The sequence below is a fragment of the Photobacterium nomapromontoriensis genome (assembly GCF_050336815.1).
Classification (GTDB): domain Bacteria; phylum Pseudomonadota; class Gammaproteobacteria; order Enterobacterales; family Vibrionaceae; genus Photobacterium; species Photobacterium nomapromontoriensis.
In genome coordinates, this window is the sequence record NZ_JAKJSL010000017.1 from 21,150 (window position 1) to 37,579 (window position 16,430).

General features: G+C 43.6%; 15 protein-coding genes and 1 riboswitch. Of the genes, 12 read left to right on the forward strand and 3 right to left on the reverse strand.

Going from position 1 to position 16,430, the window contains the following annotated elements:
* Window positions 1-183 precede the first annotated feature (183 nt).
* The 5 genes from L4D12_RS03230 (at window position 184) to panP (ending at window position 5,283) form a co-directional block, all read left to right on the forward strand.
* Window positions 184-1,668, forward strand: a complete 1,485-nt coding sequence (locus L4D12_RS03230; protein WP_428446391.1) for a sodium-dependent transporter — start codon at window positions 184-186, stop codon at window positions 1,666-1,668.
* Window positions 1,665-1,766 carry a MetS family NSS transporter small subunit gene (locus L4D12_RS03235; RefSeq protein WP_428446392.1) on the forward strand — a complete coding sequence of 34 codons (102 nt, stop codon included), beginning with the start codon at window positions 1,665-1,667 and terminating at the stop codon, window positions 1,764-1,766. Before L4D12_RS03230 ends, L4D12_RS03235 begins: the two co-directional genes overlap by 4 nt.
* A gap of 104 nt (window positions 1,767-1,870) precedes the next feature.
* Window positions 1,871-2,782, forward strand: coding sequence for a sensor domain-containing diguanylate cyclase (locus L4D12_RS03240; protein WP_428446393.1), 912 nt, complete (start codon window positions 1,871-1,873; stop codon window positions 2,780-2,782).
* Window positions 2,783-2,939: 157 nt separating this feature from the next.
* Window positions 2,940-3,455: a hypothetical protein gene (locus L4D12_RS03245; protein WP_428446394.1), complete on the forward strand. Its 516-nt coding sequence runs from the start codon at window positions 2,940-2,942 to the stop codon at window positions 3,453-3,455.
* Between the two features lie 154 nt (window positions 3,456-3,609).
* Complete coding sequence (panP, locus tag L4D12_RS03250) at window positions 3,610-5,283, forward strand: pyridoxal-dependent aspartate 1-decarboxylase PanP (protein WP_428446395.1); 1,674 nt, start codon at window positions 3,610-3,612, stop codon at window positions 5,281-5,283.
* 545 nt (window positions 5,284-5,828) lie between these two features.
* Here panP and torR read toward each other — a convergent pair.
* Entirely contained in the window at window positions 5,829-6,542 is a 714-nt protein-coding gene (torR, locus tag L4D12_RS03255) for a two-component system response regulator TorR (protein WP_428446396.1), read from the reverse strand.
* 201 nt (window positions 6,543-6,743) lie between these two features.
* On the opposite strand from torR, the gene torC reads away from it, so the two are divergent.
* The 4 genes from torC (at window position 6,744) to L4D12_RS03275 (ending at window position 12,137) form a co-directional block, all read left to right on the forward strand.
* Window positions 6,744-7,910: a pentaheme c-type cytochrome TorC gene (gene torC, locus L4D12_RS03260; protein WP_428446397.1), complete on the forward strand. Its 1,167-nt coding sequence runs from the start codon at window positions 6,744-6,746 to the stop codon at window positions 7,908-7,910.
* Window positions 7,911-7,977: 67 nt separating this feature from the next.
* On the forward strand, window positions 7,978-10,509 hold the full coding sequence (torA, locus tag L4D12_RS03265; protein ID WP_428446398.1) for a trimethylamine-N-oxide reductase TorA: 2,532 nt from the start codon (window positions 7,978-7,980) through the stop codon (window positions 10,507-10,509).
* 164 nt (window positions 10,510-10,673) lie between these two features.
* Window positions 10,674-11,327 (forward strand): molecular chaperone TorD, encoded by a 654-nt coding sequence (torD, locus tag L4D12_RS03270; RefSeq protein ID WP_428446399.1) that lies wholly within the window; start codon window positions 10,674-10,676, stop codon window positions 11,325-11,327.
* Between the two features lie 204 nt (window positions 11,328-11,531).
* Window positions 11,532-12,137: a hypothetical protein gene (locus L4D12_RS03275; protein WP_428446400.1), complete on the forward strand. Its 606-nt coding sequence runs from the start codon at window positions 11,532-11,534 to the stop codon at window positions 12,135-12,137.
* A gap of 70 nt (window positions 12,138-12,207) precedes the next feature.
* Here the strand turns inward: L4D12_RS03275 and L4D12_RS03280 are convergent, their stop codons facing one another.
* Both L4D12_RS03280 and L4D12_RS03285 read right to left on the reverse strand, forming a co-directional pair.
* Entirely contained in the window at window positions 12,208-12,414 is a 207-nt protein-coding gene (locus L4D12_RS03280) for a hypothetical protein (RefSeq protein ID WP_428446401.1), read from the reverse strand.
* A 138-nt stretch (window positions 12,415-12,552) separates the two neighbouring features.
* Entirely contained in the window at window positions 12,553-12,948 is a 396-nt protein-coding gene (locus L4D12_RS03285) for a hypothetical protein (protein WP_428446402.1), read from the reverse strand.
* A gap of 542 nt (window positions 12,949-13,490) precedes the next feature.
* On the opposite strand from L4D12_RS03285, the gene purR reads away from it, so the two are divergent.
* From purR to L4D12_RS03300, 3 genes are all read left to right on the forward strand, one after another.
* Window positions 13,491-14,498, forward strand: coding sequence for an HTH-type transcriptional repressor PurR (purR, locus tag L4D12_RS03290; protein ID WP_428446403.1), 1,008 nt, complete (start codon window positions 13,491-13,493; stop codon window positions 14,496-14,498).
* 198 nt (window positions 14,499-14,696) lie between these two features.
* A riboswitch (cyclic di-GMP riboswitch) is annotated at window positions 14,697-14,800 on the forward strand.
* Between the two features lie 23 nt (window positions 14,801-14,823).
* A complete protein-coding gene (locus tag L4D12_RS03295) occupies window positions 14,824-15,414 on the forward strand; it encodes a TfoX/Sxy family DNA transformation protein (RefSeq protein ID WP_428446404.1) in 591 nt (196 codons plus the stop codon).
* Window positions 15,415-15,656: 242 nt separating this feature from the next.
* The gene (locus tag L4D12_RS03300) at window positions 15,657-16,427 is read left to right on the forward strand and encodes a phospholipase A (RefSeq protein WP_428446405.1); all 771 of its coding nucleotides are present in this window, start codon (window positions 15,657-15,659) and stop codon (window positions 16,425-16,427) included.
* Window positions 16,428-16,430: the final 3 nt, after the last annotated feature.

Sequence of the window (16,430 nt, forward strand, 5' to 3'; positions counted from 1 at the left end):
GTTTCGTACCCGTACATGCCTTCTTGGATGATTCAATCCTTGTTCAAGGCTTAGCCTCGCTATGACTCTGCAGCACATGATGACAGCACTTCTCTCAAATCATTAACTTGGTCTAACCTTTCTATTACTGCGTGAGTTTCCGTTAATGGTTAGAGATTTACAGCGCACAAGGGAGGAGTGTATATGAATAGAGAACAATGGGGCTCGCGGGCAGGGTTTATTTTAGCCGCTGTTGGCTCAGCGATTGGCTTAGGCAACATCTGGCGATTTCCTTACATGGCTTATGAGAATGGTGGTGGCGCATTTTTTATTCCCTACCTTTTTGCCATGATCACTGCCGGTATCCCATTTATGATTATGGAATTTAGCCTCGGTCATAAACTCCGGAGTGCTGCACCACGTGCTTTCTCTAAACTAGGGGGGAAATTCGAATGGCTAGGTTGGTTTCAGGTCTTTATTGCTGCCATCATTGGTATCTACTATGTTGCTATTATTGGATGGGCGATCTCGTATCTTAGTTTCTCTTTTACTCAAAGTTGGGGAACAGATACCAACACCTTCTTTTTTAGTCAATATCTTCGACTTGGAGATAACTCTCCCAGCCAATTAGGCAGCTTGCAATTTCACATCGCAATCCCAATGGCCATTGCTTGGGTGATTACCTTTGCCGCCATATATACAGGCGTTAAAGGCGGTATCGAACGCGCCAGTAAAATTATGATGCCATTACTGTTTATTATGGTCATCGCATTAATCGCCCGTATTCTTTTCCTACCCGGTGCTCTTGACGGCCTTAACTATCTGTTTAAGCCTGATTTCAGTAAAATCCTTGACGCAAAAGTATGGTCTGCGGCCTACGGACAAATCTTCTTCACCCTGAGTGTGGGGTTTGCCATCATGATTGCGTACTCGAGTTATTTACCCGAAAAATCAGATATCAATAATAATGCGTTCATGACCATATTGATTAACTGTGGTTTCTCAATCACTTCTGGAGCCATGATCTTTGGTGTCCTTGGCTATATGGCACAAGAGCAAGCTAAACCAATCACAGAAGTGGTGTCAGCAGGTGTCGGACTCGCTTTTGTAACGATACCTGCAGCCATTAACTTGCTACCTATTCCCTATGTTCTAGGACCATTATTTTTTCTTGCGCTTGTCGTTGCGGGCTTAAGTTCACATATTTCAATCATTGAAGCGGTAACCTCAGCCATTATCGATAAGTTGAACTGCTCACGGAAAAAAGCCGCTTTGCTTGTTTGTGGTACAGGTTTCATTATTTCAATGGCGTTTGCGACCAATGGCGGATTGCTATTGCTCGATCTTATAGACTATTTCATTAATAACATTGCGCTGCTCTCAAGCTGCCTCATTGAACTGATTATTATCGCCTGGTTACTTAAAATCTCCGATATCCGCAGTTATGTAAATAACATCTCTGAATTTAGGATTGGAAAATGGTTTGAAATCTGCCTCCGATTCCTAAGCCCCGCCATGCTTGCGGTAATTCTTGGCACTAACCTGATACGTACTGTAAGAGATGGCTATGGCAACTACCAAACACCTGACTTATTAATGTACGGATGGGGCCTCGTCGCAGCCATGTTCATCATTGCAATCATCATTAATCTAAGATCTAAACCACAACAACAAGAGGCTAAATTATGACAACAGGTGCAATCATCATGATGGTATTTGGTCTCGGTATCACTTGGGGAGGGGCGGCTTACTGCGTTCTTCTGGCCATGAGTAAACAAAAGCAGTGATCTCTCACTAATGAAGAAAGGGTTGCGCCTTTCTTCTTGTTTATCTTGATTAAATCATCAGCGATACCGTATAGTTAACAAAAAATCATCAAGACGCATGAACTATGCTTATCTCAAATGAAGACATATTAACCCCTGACAATGTCGGTAGCATTTTCCCCTCTATTATCAATCATATAGGTGGATACCTTTATGTTAAGAACACCAAAGGAGAATATATCTACGCCAATGAACTAATCTGCCAACTATTTAACCAACCGTTAGCGAATATCTTACACAAAAGAGACAGTGATTTTTTCCCTGATCCCTACCTCACTGAGGTATTAAACAATGATCAACAAGTCTTTCAAAGTAAGCAACCTCTTGTATTTAATGAGCAGAATACTTTCTCAGCAAACCAAAAGCTCAACGTTTTTAAATCAGTCAAAGCACCTATTTTCAATAAAGACAATGAAGTCATCGCACTTTACGGAATATCCACTGATGTAACGGATATTTACGACATGATTTTATTTCTTGAAGCACAAGCTAATACTGATTTTCTGACCAATCTGCCTAATAGACGCTATTTCATTGATCAAATCGAAAGAGGCATATCGCTAGCTAATAGGCACGACAAACCGCTAACCATCATGTCCATCGATATCGATCACTTCAAACAAATTAATGATCAGTACGGGCACGATGTTGGTGATCAAATGCTTGTTCAATTCGGTCGCATTCTAGACAAAAATATACGTCGAGAAGATACTGCCGGACGGCTTGGTGGGGATGAATTTGCAATTATTTTACCACACACCACATTAGCAGTAGGTAGGGAAATAGCGGAAAGGGTGCGCCAAGCAGTACACAACAAAATCTTTAATTTATCCAATAATCAAATCAACATAACACTCAGCATCGGTATCGCGGCACTGAAACCGTCAGACACTGGCTATAAGGATCTATTTCTTAGAGTGGATAAGGCGTTATATAAAGCAAAAGAAAATGGACGAAACCAAGTCGAAGAACTGTGAGCCGAACTCAAATAGTAGATCACATCTTCAGTAAGAAATATTTTCCTTATTGCAACTATCGATTTACAATCACAAGCCGAAAATGACAAACTCAAGTACGGATGGTCGCTCAGAACCCACTTGAGCACCTTGGAATCGACATCGTCAAGGAAAGGCAATGAAGTTAGCTGCTATTTTATTTCTCTCGGCTGCGGTATTACCCTCTGCTGCTTTTGCATCATCAACCCAGTGCGAAAGCGACAAGTACCATCAATACGTCGATGCCTCACTCGCATGGTATCAAGATCTTATTGATCTGGCAGTCGCAAAAGATGCGAGCCTAACAGAAGTGGGAAAATGGTTTCTTAACGGAAGAAAACATCACTTCGAATTTAACCGCGATGCAGTAGACTGGTATCTTGAAAACGACAGAGAGAAACTTAACTTATCGCAGCCCGTCGAATCATGGTTAGACCTCAGCCAACACAATGTCAAAATACTGGCTAAGCAAGATACTCGTCTTGGTAAGGCTGCCAAACAAGCATTCGACGATAGGCAGAACAAACCCCATGCAAAAAACTATGCGTTAAGAACGGCTTTTGCCACACTCTTAACCCACCCAGGAAAGATCGAACAGCCGCTCAATAACTATAACCATAAAATGAATCTCATCGCTATGACTGAATGCCCATAGCCGTTCTAGCCAGCATACTCATCTAAGAAATGGCAGCTTAAGCTTATTCACTACGTGCTGGCTTAAGCAACCATTTGTAATTTTTTTCGACAGCGGCGAAAAATTACATTAAATTAGCAGTAATTTGCGACAAAGTGACAAGTTATCAATCGATATGGCAGTAGTGAATAATAAAATAGCTGATGCAACTAGAGAATCTTTGCATCGCATCTTTACGGTGCCAGAAGCACCAGATTCGACACTCGGCAGAATCGAGAAAGAGATTTCAGAAAACCTCAATGTGTTCTTACAAACACACATTGCTGCTCGTGAGAAGCCTTTGGCTCAAATTGAGCAAGATTTCTTATCTGCAGATATTCCTGAAACGCCCAGCTTTGTCTCTGAGCATACCCAGTTTTTGCTCAATAAGCTGGTCGCACAATCTGTTAATACCTCTGCCCCCACCTTCATTGGTCACATGACATCAGCATTGCCCTATTTTCTGATGCCATTGTCCAAAATCATGATTGCTCTGAATCAAAACCTGGTAAAAATTGAAACATCTAAGGCTTTTACGCCATTAGAGCGTCAGGTTCTGGGGATGTTACACAATCTGATTTACCATGAAAAAAGCAGCTTCTATCAACAATGGATGCACAGTGCCAACCATTCGTTGGGAGCGTTTTGTTCAGGCGGTACGATCGCTAATATCACCGCGCTATGGGTCGCCAGAAATTCGGCACTCAAACCAGAAGGGAATTTCCGTGGCGTTGCACAAGAAGGCTTATTCAGAGCCATGAAACATTACGGCTATGACGATCTTGCCGTCTTGGTATCTGAACGGGGACACTACTCCTTGAAAAAGGCCGCGGATGTTCTGGGCCTAGGAAGAGATGGACTGATCCCTATCAAAACGGACAGTAACAATCGAGTCCGAGTTGATGATATGCGAGCTAAGCTCGACGAACTCCGCCGGAAAAACATCAAAGCCTTTGCTATCGTGGGTGTCGCAGGAACAACTGAAACCGGTAATATCGATCCGCTTAATGAATTGGCGGATCTGGCACAAGAATACGGATGCCACTTTCATGTTGACGCGGCCTGGGGCGGTGCCACATTAATGTCCAACACTTACCGTTCGCTATTAAAAGGGATTGAACGTGCTGATTCGGTGACGATTGATGCCCACAAGCAGCTCTATGTACCGATGGGTGCTGGCATGGTGATATTTAAAAACCCGGCATTGATGACCGCGATCGAACACCATGCCGAGTACATTCTACGTAAGGGATCCAAAGATCTAGGGAGTCACACCTTAGAAGGGTCACGCAGTGGTATGGCAATGCTGCTATATGCAAGCTTAAATATTATTAGCCGACCAGGCTATGAACTGCTGATCAATAGCAGCATCGAAAAAGCACATACATTTGCTCGCTTGATTGAGGCGCATCCCGATTTTGAATTGATTACGGAGCCAGAGCTCTGTTTGCTCACCTATCGCTACGTGCCCGCAAGTACCCAGAAAGCGCTTCTGCTCGCCACACGCGAAGAACGGGATGAACTACTCGATGCTCTTGATGACATCACGAAATTCATCCAAAAGCGTCAACGTGAATCGGGTAAATCGTTTGTCTCTCGTACTCGCATTACCCCAGAAAAGTGGGATCGTAAGCTGACAACCGTGTTCCGTGTCGTATTAGCTAACCCACTCACGACTGATCACATTTTGATTAGCGTTCTGGAAGAGCAACTTACCATTGCGAAACAAAGCCTGATTAGCTATCCCAAAATTGTCACGATGACAGATCATATTCTCGACCGTCACACAATATTCTCTCCACTGAATTAACACTCAACTCAATGATTGAAAGCCCAGCTTTGGCTGGGTTTTTTGTCCTTATTAGCCATTCACGCATAACAAGCTTATCTCCGTAGCCTCTCAATATTGTTAACAATGCATGAGTGATAGTGGTTAGCAACCACTAAGGTTATGATCAACCAGAAAATTCGTATTCATAACACGTTTATATTTAAGAAATAGGTCATAAAAAAAACCAACGATCGCATCACAATGGTGATATAAGCGTCACACAAGCGAGGGAGTTTTAACCGATCGAGTGGTTTAAGCTGATAATTTAGCATTGTTCGAACAATCATTTACACAGAATAATCTAAAAAAAAACTCATAAATTTCTACTTTTTCCTGATTTTCCATAAAAATACTGTGATAACCGTCATTTTTAGACAACTCTTCGCTGTTAACAACAATAAATACCCATTGATCAAGATCAATAAAAGTGACGATTTCCAAAGACAAAAAAGGCTAGCACCAAAAAAATGCTAGCCTTTTTATTACAGATTATGAATAGAGAGAATACGTGACTGACTAGCTAACTAGTCACCTGCAAACATATATCCTTCGCCGTGTACCGTGACAAAAATCTGTGGGTTTTTCGGATCAACTTCCATTTTCGAACGCATCCGACGAATCAATACATCAATGGTACGATCATTAGGCGCTTCTACACGATGACTCAGCATATTCAAGATACGTTCACGGCTCAATACCACATTGGGATGAGACGAAAATGCCACCAATAATTCATACTCAGCTTTGGTCAGTTTTACTGGAACACCATTATGTGTAAGAGCACGTTTATTGATATCAAACTGCCAATCACCAAAACGAATAATGCTGTCTTCCTGCAATTCAATCATGGTTTCATCACGCGCCTTTTCTACCAAAGAGATGCGCCACAGCAGGTTTTTCACTCGAACCAACAGCTCACGAAGCTCAAAGGGCTTTGTCACGTAATCATCCGCGCCCATCTCAAGGCCAACGATGCGATCAATACTGTCAACACGACCAGTAACAAGGATAATACCGACCTCTGAGCGACTACGAAGCTCACGCGTAAGCATCAGTCCATCTTCACCCGGAAGGTTGATATCCAACATCACTAAATCAATTCTTTCACTAGCCATAATATCGCGCATTTGCGCACCACTTTCGGCTTGGCTAACTTTATATCCTTCGTTTTCGAAATACCCGACTAGCTTAGTACGGGTAACAATTTCATCCTCTACAACAAGTACATGATGACTCATTTTATTCTCTTAATGTCTTATTTACTGTTCTTTTAAACGTTAGCACAACAGCCGGCTGTTCACACTCTTTAACAAGATTGAAAATCCTATTCATACCAGCCCTTATCCTTTTTCATATCGTCCGTTTAAGATTACCCCATAAAAATTTATACGTCACCGTACTTTATGGTCGACAAACATTCTAAATTGGAATCTTCCACTATGAAAAAACTTTGGCAAATGTTAACTAAACCTAGCAGCAAGTATTCAATCCTTGCTCTGGTCTTAGTTGGTATTGGTATCACCCTAGTGGGTGTAATGACGGTTCATAAGAGCTTTGAGTTTGCTTCGCAAACCGAGTTCTGTACGTCTTGCCACACTATGCAGCAGAACTACGAAGAATATAAACAAAGTATCCACTTCAAAAACGCCTCTGGCGTACGAGCTGAATGTGTTGACTGTCACCAGCCTAAAGATTTGCCTGGTGCTATCGAGCGTAAACTTGGTGCATGGAAAGATGTGTACCACCACTTCGTAACTGGCAAAATTGATACCCCAGAGAAATTGGAAGAACACCGTTTAGAACTCGCCCAAGTTGTTTGGGAACGAATGAAGAACCAGAACTCTAAAACATGTAAGAGCTGTCACTCATACGATGCGATGGATCACTCAAAGCAGTCTGCAAAAGCCGCGTTTGAGATGAATAAGGCCGCAGCAGAAGACATGAACTGCATCGAATGTCATAAAGGTATTGCGCACGAGCTACCAAATATGGCTGGCGGCTTCCAGAAAGACTATCAGGAACTTCAGGCAACGGCTAAGTCTCAAGGTGCAACAGCTAACAAGCTGTACTCTTTGGGTGAAAAAGATCTATACGCAGTAGCTGACGCAAACAGCAAAGCTGACGGTAAATTACTTCCTGCATCAGAAGTTATTGTGCTTGAGCGCAAAGACAACATGCTGAAAGTACAGATCGATGGCTGGTTAGAAAAATCAGGCAAAGGCCGTGTGATGACTGAATACATGGGTAAACGTGTATTCAAGGCAACTATCCGCGGTGAAGTTAAAGCAACCGAGAAGGTACTTGAAGAACAAACTGATAGTGCCACCAATATTGTTTGGCAGCATGTTTCTGTTCAAGCTTGGATCACGTCTGACGATATGATCGATAACATCCAGCCAATCTGGAACTACGCAGAAGACATGTACGGTGCAACGTGTAATGCCTGTCACGCGGCACCAGCACCAGGCCATTTTACGGCAAACGGCTGGATCTCAAGCCTGAATGCAATGAGCGCCTACTACCGTCTTACAAAAACAGAAGAGCGTACTCTGCTGAAATACCTGCAGAATCACGGTAGCGACACTGGCGGTGCTGGCGCGCACTAATTCCTGACAGGGTGGCGGAAGCTCTCTCCCACCCTAGATAATAAGAATTCAAATTAAGGATTTGCTAATGGCAACTCAAGTACTCAATAAAGGCGTTTCTCGCCGCCGCTTCTTGACTGGCATGGTTGCAGCAAGTGCTGCTTCTTTCGTTGGTACAAGCCTGCTAGCGCCTCGCAAGGCGATGGCTGCAACTGAAACCAAAGCGACATTTTCTGGTGAGATCCTGTCTGGCTCTCACTGGGGTGCATTCCGTGCCACCGTTGAAAACGGCGTTTGGGTAAACACTACACCATTCGAAAAAGACCCGCACCCAACTACCATGATCAATGGTGTACGTGAAGTGGTATACAACCCTGCGCGTGTAAAATACCCAATGGTACGTATTGACTGGTTGAAGCACGGCTTCAAATCAGACACAACACAGCGCGGTGACAACCGTTTTGTGCGTGTACCATGGTCTCAGGCGCTTGACTTCTTCTATCACGAAATGGAACGTATTCAGAATACTTACGGTCCAAGTGCGCTATACGCAGGTCATACTGGCTGGCAGTCTGTAGGTAAACTACATAATGCCGGTACCATGATGAAGCGTGGTATCAGTCTGCATGGTACGACTCTTGGTAAGATGGGTGACTACTCAACAGGTGCTGCGCAGGTGATCCTGCCGTACGTTGCGGGCGCAATGGAAGTTTATGAACAGCAAACTTCATGGCCGCTAGTACTTGAGCACTCTGACACTATCGTGGTTTGGGGTTCAGATCCAATCAAGAACCTGCAGGTGGGTTGGTTAGTCCCTGACCACAGCCCATACGCTTACTACGATCAGCTTGCTAAGAAAGTGAAGAGCGGCGACATCAAAGTTATCTTTGTTGACCCAGTGGTAACCGATACACAGAAAACTGTGGGCGGTGAACAAGTGCGTGTTAATCCACAAACTGACGTTCCACTGATGCTGGCTATCGCACATACGCTATACAGCGAGAATCTATACAACAAAGAATTCTTAGCTGACTACACCACAGGTTTTGACAAGTTCCTGCCTTACCTACTAGGTAAAACAGACGGCGTTGAAAAATCACCAGAGTGGGCAGAGAAGATCTGTGGCGTTAAAGCCGATGAAATCCGTGCCCTAGCACGTCAAATGGCGTCTGGTCGCACCCAGATTATTGGTGGCTGGTGTCTACAGCGTATGCAGCACGGTGAGCAGTACGCGTGGATGCTAGTCGTTGTTGCCGCAATGCTAGGCCAAATCGGTCTGCCTGGTGGTGGCTTCGGTTTCGGCTGGCACTACAACGATGCGGGTTCAATTACCTCTAACGGCCCACTAATGTCAGGCTTTAGCGGCGTAACTGGCGTTGACCCTATCCATAATGGTTCTTACAAGGGTTACTCAACATTTATCCCTGTAGCCCGTTTCGTTGATTGTATCGACAACCCTGGTCAAACCATCAAGTACAACGGCCAAAGCATCAAGTTCCCAGTGATGAAGATGGCGATCTTCAGTGGTAATAACCCGTTCCACCACCACCAGGATCGTAACAAAATGATCTCGGCATGGCAGAAGCTAGAAACTGTTGTGTCTATCGATCACCAGTGGACAGCAACATGTCGCTTTGCCGATATCGTTCTACCGGCGACAACCACGTACGAGCGTAACGATATTGAACAGTACGGTAATCACTCTAACGCAGGTATCATTGCCCTGCCGAAGATTGTTGAGCCTATGTACGAATCAAAAGATGACTTCGAAATCTTCCGTGAGCTTTGCACCCGTTATAACCGCGAAGAAGCGTTTACCGGTGGTAAAACTCAGATGGAATTGATCGAAGAGATTTATAACGGTGCGCGTCTGCAAGGCCGTGGTTTAGGCGTTCGTATGTCTAACTTCAAGAAATTCTGGGAAACTGAAGGTTTCATCGAATTCCCTGAAGGTGCAGAGTGGGTACGTCACGAATCATTCCGTAAAGAACCGGATCTAGAACCTCTGGGTACGGCTTCTGGCTTGATCGAGATCTACTGTAAGACTATCGCCGACATGGGTTACGATGACTGTCAGGGTCACCCAATGTGGTTCGAGAAAACAGAACGTAGCCACGGTGGTCCACGTTCTCAAAAGTTCCCACTGAACTTGCAAAGTACGCACCCTAAGCACCGCCTGCACTCACAGCTATGTTCGTCAACTGATCACCGTGCAACGTACGCGATTGCTGACCGTGAGCCTATCTTCATCAATACCAAAGATGCAGCAGCGCGTGGTATCAAGTCAGGCGATATCGTTCGAGTATTCAACGACCGAGGCCAAGTACTGGCTGGTGCTGTTGTGAGCGATGACTACATGTCAGGTGTATGCCGTATCCACGAAGGTGCATGGTACAGCCCGCTAGAAGGTGGCAAGGCGGGTACTATCTGTACTTACGGCGATCCAAACGTACTGACTCAAGACATCGGTTCATCGAAGCTGGCACAGGCAACATCTGCAGCTTCTGCACTGGTAGAAGTTGAGAAATTCACTGGTACAGTTCCAGCGGTAACAGGCTTTAACGGCCCAACAGAAGTTACCGACATTAACCCACTATTCCCAGCAATGGATCTAGCGTAAGTTAGTGTTACGAGTCAGAGGCCTCGGCCTCTGACTCAATCTTTACCGTTTTTCAAAAAAAATCTATTCACATAGAATAAGTTATAGAACTATTCTATCTGAATATGTTTTCTTTACGGTCCCCTCTTATTATTTTGACCGTATTGTCTTGATTTGGAGTAATCATGAAAGAGTTTATTGCTTTCAACGAGCAGCGTGCAGAAATTTACTGGTGGATGTCTTCGCTATTCGCCCGTGAATTAACCGAACAGGATATTGAACAGTACCAAAATGGTGAAATGGCAACCTTCCTTTCTGGACTGGCCATGACCGCAGAACTCAAAGCATCAGTTGAAACGTTCCGTGATGCACTACAACGTCTCGATAAGCGTGACGATGCTCAGCTAGAACTCGCCGCTGACTTCTGTGGCCTATTCTTAAGCACCCCCAAATCTGGTGCACTACCCTACGCGTCAATGTATGTAGGAAAAAGTGGATTAATGAACGATAAACCCGCTCAAGATATGAATAAGCTGATGGATGAATATGCGATTGCACAGCGAAAAGAATTCAATGAGCCAGCAGACCACTTAGCCATCGAATTGGATTTTATGGGCAACCTGATTATCATGGCTAACCAGCAATCTTCTGAAGCCGCAGCGGAAGAATTAATGCAGGCACAGCTTAACTTCATCAATACCATGTTGCTAAACTGGCTACCACTATTTGCTAAAGAAGCAAAACGACACGATAAATTTGGTTTTTATGCTGCTGCTGCTGAGATGCTACTTGCATTCTGCCAGCTTGATACCGCTTACCTCATCGGTGAAGAACAATAAATCCGACTGGCAATAGCCAGCGTGTCAACCGCACTATCTTCTTTTTGCCAGCATAGGATTGCTGGCTTTTTTAACACAAGCCTATTCAGGTACTATCCAGTATTCATGACATAATACTGACATTACCTTCCATCGTATTTTATACAGTGAAGTAACCCAATAACGCAGTGGCCATCCATTCATGGTCGTTAACAAGGTTCTGATATGAAAGTCAATCAATCCCCTATTGCTCAGTTTCTACACGCACCATACCGTCTATTTAAGTTCTCACTGCCGCTATTAATGGCAGCTGTTGTCACGATGGCGCCACACGTTCAGGCAAGTAACACAACAACAACCAGTACTCCTGCCACTAGCGCGGCTAGTGCGAGTATCACGGCTCATAACCAAACGGCTTACCGCATCAATGCAATACAACGTGACCTCACCAGTATTCGCCAACATGCGCTACAAACACATCCTGAGCTTGTGACACAAACTAAAGCCTTTGAAGCGGCTTATAAAAAGAAAGCGACTGACGTTGGTTATAATCCCGAAAGCTTCGTCAACAAAGCCCATGAACTCCAGAGCAAGGTACAAGACCAAGCTCTCAGTGAAAAAGAACGCAATGCACTGATAAAAGAATTTGCAGCAGCAAAACAAGAGCTCGCGAAGCAGCGTGAACGGATTTTATCGGATAAACAACTCATCGCAATGCAGACACAACTGCAAAATGATACGCTAGCCGCAATGCAAGCGTATGACCCGAAAACTGAAACACTCATAACCGAGCTGGCTCAGTTACTAAAAACGAAGCAAATCAGCAAATAAGCTTATCCTCTCGTTTATCCGCAATATGACATCGCAGCTGGCTGCGATGTCATCATCGCCATTCAGTAGCCTATTTGGGCTCTTTGCCTTCTTCATAATTACTGAGTGAGACGCCCAGCTCTTCGGCGTGATCTGCCCAATAAGGTTCAGCTTCACATACACAACAGTCACACCATATTGCAATACCTTCATGCATGCTCATTGGTTGCTCCTGTCTGTCTTCATGCACAATATTGATATCCTCTTTACGAGCAGGTAATTGAGACTTAGATACCATTAGCATAACTCCATCAATTGCGCCTCTTTAAGTATATAAGTCTGAGCATCCATTCTTCGTAAATAAAAAACCCGCTGCACTTGGCAACGGGTTTTGCTTTTACTTTCAGGCTATCAGCCTCTGCTAGAACTCAAGCAATTACAACTCGATCGCTTTGTTTTGGCTCAGCAAACGCATCCCACGGATAAGTTGAAAAAACCATCTGATGATAGCGATTAGCGCAATAATGACACCCACTACCGGGATCCCATCAAGCACATAATCCAGCACATCACTGTTCACCCAGTACTCCGCACCCGCGACCATACCAGTGGTTGTGGCAGCTGTTACACCTAACACGACAAAAAAAGTAAAGAATAGGAAAAATGATCGAATAATCGTGTAGTAGTGGCTGTAGCAGAGCTCATCCGTACCTTTATTAAGTTTATAGCCAGCGTAAATAATGGCAATAATGCCTGAAATCAATAAGGTAAAAGGTGTTAAAAAACTTGCGATATAAGCAAATCGTACACCCGCTTTGTTATTCGTTGACATGCGTCTGTCCGTTTTTAGAACTTGGATAATCCTAATTATCACACGTATTTGGGCTTCATCAAGTATGGATAAAACTGACGATGATCACGATCAAACGAATCCGACAGAGTCTGCCAGGATCCCCTATAACAACAACAGCCAGATAAATGCTATAGACCAATAGTAAAATTCAAACACGGTGACATACCGACAATTCTTTAAATTATGCATTTCTGATACAGATTCATACTCTCCCCATCGAATAGTGATGCAAGCAGCGCATAATTCTCATTAATTCAACTCAGAAACATTGCACTCTTGACCACACTAAGTAAAATGTGATCGCAAGCGATTACACAATGAAACGTATGCGTACGATAAGAACACATGTAGAATCGGTGTAGCAGAGCCGCCATTTGTTAATGCGGCTCTTTTTTGTTTCTGTTACCGACAGCCAATAGAACAGTGCTCTACTTCCACAAGCAGCCAACAGTTCATTGTTCTATTGGGTAACTAATTTGATTATTAAGGTCCTCTGACCTCTTATTATTAGAAGAATAATTATGGCAACGATTAAAGATGTTGCACGTATGGCTGGTGTCTCTACAACCACCGTCTCTCACGTGATTAACAAAACACGCTTCGTGGCAGAAGCAACACAGAAAAAAGTGCTAGCCGCCGTTGATGAGCTAAACTACGCGCCAAGTGCGGTTGCACGTAGCTTAAAATGTAACACTACGCGTACTATAGGGATGCTTGTAACCAAATCAACCAACCCGTTCTTCGCAGAAGTCGTACATGGCGTTGAAGAGTACTGCTACAGTGAAGGCTACACACTTATCTTGTGTAACACTGAAGGCAACTTAACCAAGCAACGTGATTACCTACGCATGCTTGCTGAAAAGCGCGTTGACGGCCTACTGGTGATGTGCTCAGATCTTGATGAAGAATTACTGGCGCTGCTTGAACGCCAGAAAGATTTACCTATGGTTGTCATGGATTGGGGTCCTGAAAGTCCGCATACAGATAAAATCCAAGACAATGCAGAATTAGGCGGCTATGTTGCCACTAAATTCTTTATCGAACACGGCCACAAAGCCATTGGTTGTTTGACTGGCCATCGTGAAAAAACAGCCTGTCGCGAACGTTTAAAAGGTTTTAATAAAGCCATGGCTGAAGCTGGCCTGCCCGTCAACGAAGCATGGATTTTAGAAGGCGATTTTGAATGTGAATCTGCCGTTAATGCCGCTAATCAAATCATCGCGATGGAAGAGCGTCCAACCGCTATCTTCTGCTTTAATGACATCATGGCAATGGGGTTAATCAGTACCTTCCAATTGGCAGGTATTAATGTACCAGATGACATATCCATCATTGGCTATGACAACATTGATTTAGCACCGTATTTCTCACCGCCACTTACAACCATCCACCAGCCTAAACGCCGGTTAGGTAAAAGTGCCGTAGAAATATTAATGTATCGCATGAGAGACAAGGATCATGCCACTCAAGTATTTGAAATGGTTCCTGAACTTGTTGTTCGTCAATCCGTGCGAAATTTAAACAACTGAGTGGCATCACGTCATTTTAGTAATTTAAACGGAGGCCTATGCCTCCGTTTTTTTGTGTCTATTTTCACCGATAATTTGCATTACATATGAAGTAAAAATGCTTACCTAGCAGAAACCAAATGCAATTAATGGAACCAATGTCACATTTTAAAAAATGGGAGCAGGTTCAAATATTCTAACTAGGATATTCTTGATTTATCACGAACAAGGCAAATCTGTCGAAAGATAGAGACGCAAAGCTTCCGACCTAAAAGTATTCAGTTTGTCATCATTCTGTCACTCATGGTAGCGGGGTCACCGATGGATATTTTCACCGAGAAAAAGCATGGACAAACCTGTATTAAAAGATTCATTACGCCTATTTAATTGTTTCAGTAACATGAAATCTCGCTCAATGTTTGGTGGTTTTGGTTTATTCGCGGGTGAAACAATGTTTGCCCTCGTTGTGAATAACAAACTTCATCTACGTGCCAATGCAACCAACGAACAAGAATTCAAGCAAGCTGGCTTGGAACCGTATGTTTATACTAAACGAGGTTTTCCCGTTGTAACTCGCCACTACGCTATTCCTGAAGAATGGTGGCAAGATACTACAAAAATTATCGAGCAAGCCGAGCGCTCCCTCGCTGCCGCACAAGTAGACAAAGAAACTAAAGTCAGTGCCGAACCCGATCGCATTAAAGATCTACCTAACTTACGATTAGCCAATGAACGCATGCTTAAAAAAGCGGGTATTGTGACCGTTAATGAATTACTCGAAGCGGGTTCGATCAATGCTTATAAAGCGCTGCAAAATAGCCACCAAGGAACAATAAGCCTTGAGTTACTCTGGGCACTTGAAGGAGCGATAAGTGGCCAACATTGGTCCGTGATCCCTCAGGAGCGACGTTCAGAACTTCTCGCTAAACTTAGCTAATCCTAGCAACATGAGTATGGATAGTGTGAAAATAAGCAATCGTTTGTGTGCTTATTTTCATACTGACCGCCTAACATCACGACTTTGATATCACTATCCATATCTTCAACCATTAAGTAACTTATTGCTCTGTATCTTTTTTTTGACGATTTAACTGTTCCTTTTGTGCCCACATTTTTTGCGAAAGAGCGACTCTTATCGCATACTTATACCTCTGGAACATGATAAGACCTCAAGCACATATGAAAAAAAGCAGTCTTCTTTTATCTATTTCACTGATAACTACCGCCAGCCCCGTTTGGGCAAATGAACCGAGCCGCGTATCGCATCACAAAGACACCTATCTATTACCACTCTACAAAGAGAGCCGAGTTAACCAAGCGAGATTCGAGCCACTCTCCCCTGATGGTGGTAAAGTTCACGATATTTTCGTTCAATTTCAAATTAGCCTTAAATACCATTTACTCGGAAACCATGAAGAAGGGGTGTTTCTGGCATACACACAAAAATCAAATTGGGAAGCGTACGCATCATCAGCCTACTTTCGCGATAATGATTTCAACCCAGAATTGTTTTACAACAAAAAGTTCAAGCACTTCGATGCTGCTTTTGGCGTTGAGCACCAATCTAATGGTGCAGGCGGATCGAATGAAGTAAGTTGGAACCGAGCCTATGTCAATGTCACCTATCATTTCCCTCAGGGATTTATTCGTATAAAGCCATGGATCAGAATTCATGACTCTAAAGACTACAACCCCGATATCACTGATTTTCTCGGTCATGGTGAATTTGTCTTCGGTTGGCAGCCAACCGATGAACAAGAAGTTAAGTTGCTCACTCGCAACATTATAGAAAGCGGTTTCGATAAACCTTATGGGGAACTGAGCTGGAACTTTAAAATTTACCAAGGATTACGAGGATACCTCAAAGCTGAAAGTGGCTATGGGGCTACCATTTCTAACTATAACTTTAAAGAAAGTGCTTTTGGCTTAGGGATTGATATCAAGTTTTGATCT

Bases quoted from the DNA above. Each gene is read 5' to 3' on its own strand.
- L4D12_RS03235 (WP_428446392.1), top strand. From the start codon at position 1,665: ATGACAACAGGTGCAATCATCATGATGGTATTTGGTCTCGGTATCACT.
- L4D12_RS03230 (WP_428446391.1), top strand. From the start codon at position 184: ATGAATAGAGAACAATGGGGCTCGCGGGCAGGGTTTATTTTAGCCGCT.
- L4D12_RS03280 (WP_428446401.1), bottom strand. From the start codon at position 12,414: ATGGTATCTAAGTCTCAATTACCTGCTCGTAAAGAGGATATCAATATT.
- panP (WP_428446395.1), top strand. From the start codon at position 3,610: ATGGCAGTAGTGAATAATAAAATAGCTGATGCAACTAGAGAATCTTTG.
- torR (WP_428446396.1), bottom strand. From the start codon at position 6,542: ATGAGTCATCATGTACTTGTTGTAGAGGATGAAATTGTTACCCGTACT.
- L4D12_RS03240 (WP_428446393.1), top strand. From the start codon at position 1,871: ATGCTTATCTCAAATGAAGACATATTAACCCCTGACAATGTCGGTAGC.
- L4D12_RS03295 (WP_428446404.1), top strand. From the start codon at position 14,824: ATGGACAAACCTGTATTAAAAGATTCATTACGCCTATTTAATTGTTTC.
- L4D12_RS03245 (WP_428446394.1), top strand. From the start codon at position 2,940: ATGAAGTTAGCTGCTATTTTATTTCTCTCGGCTGCGGTATTACCCTCT.
- purR (WP_428446403.1), top strand. From the start codon at position 13,491: ATGGCAACGATTAAAGATGTTGCACGTATGGCTGGTGTCTCTACAACC.
- L4D12_RS03285 (WP_428446402.1), bottom strand. From the start codon at position 12,948: ATGTCAACGAATAACAAAGCGGGTGTACGATTTGCTTATATCGCAAGT.
- L4D12_RS03275 (WP_428446400.1), top strand. From the start codon at position 11,532: ATGAAAGTCAATCAATCCCCTATTGCTCAGTTTCTACACGCACCATAC.
- torC (WP_428446397.1), top strand. From the start codon at position 6,744: ATGAAAAAACTTTGGCAAATGTTAACTAAACCTAGCAGCAAGTATTCA.
- torA (WP_428446398.1), top strand. From the start codon at position 7,978: ATGGCAACTCAAGTACTCAATAAAGGCGTTTCTCGCCGCCGCTTCTTG.
- torD (WP_428446399.1), top strand. From the start codon at position 10,674: ATGAAAGAGTTTATTGCTTTCAACGAGCAGCGTGCAGAAATTTACTGG.
- L4D12_RS03300 (WP_428446405.1), top strand. From the start codon at position 15,657: ATGAAAAAAAGCAGTCTTCTTTTATCTATTTCACTGATAACTACCGCC.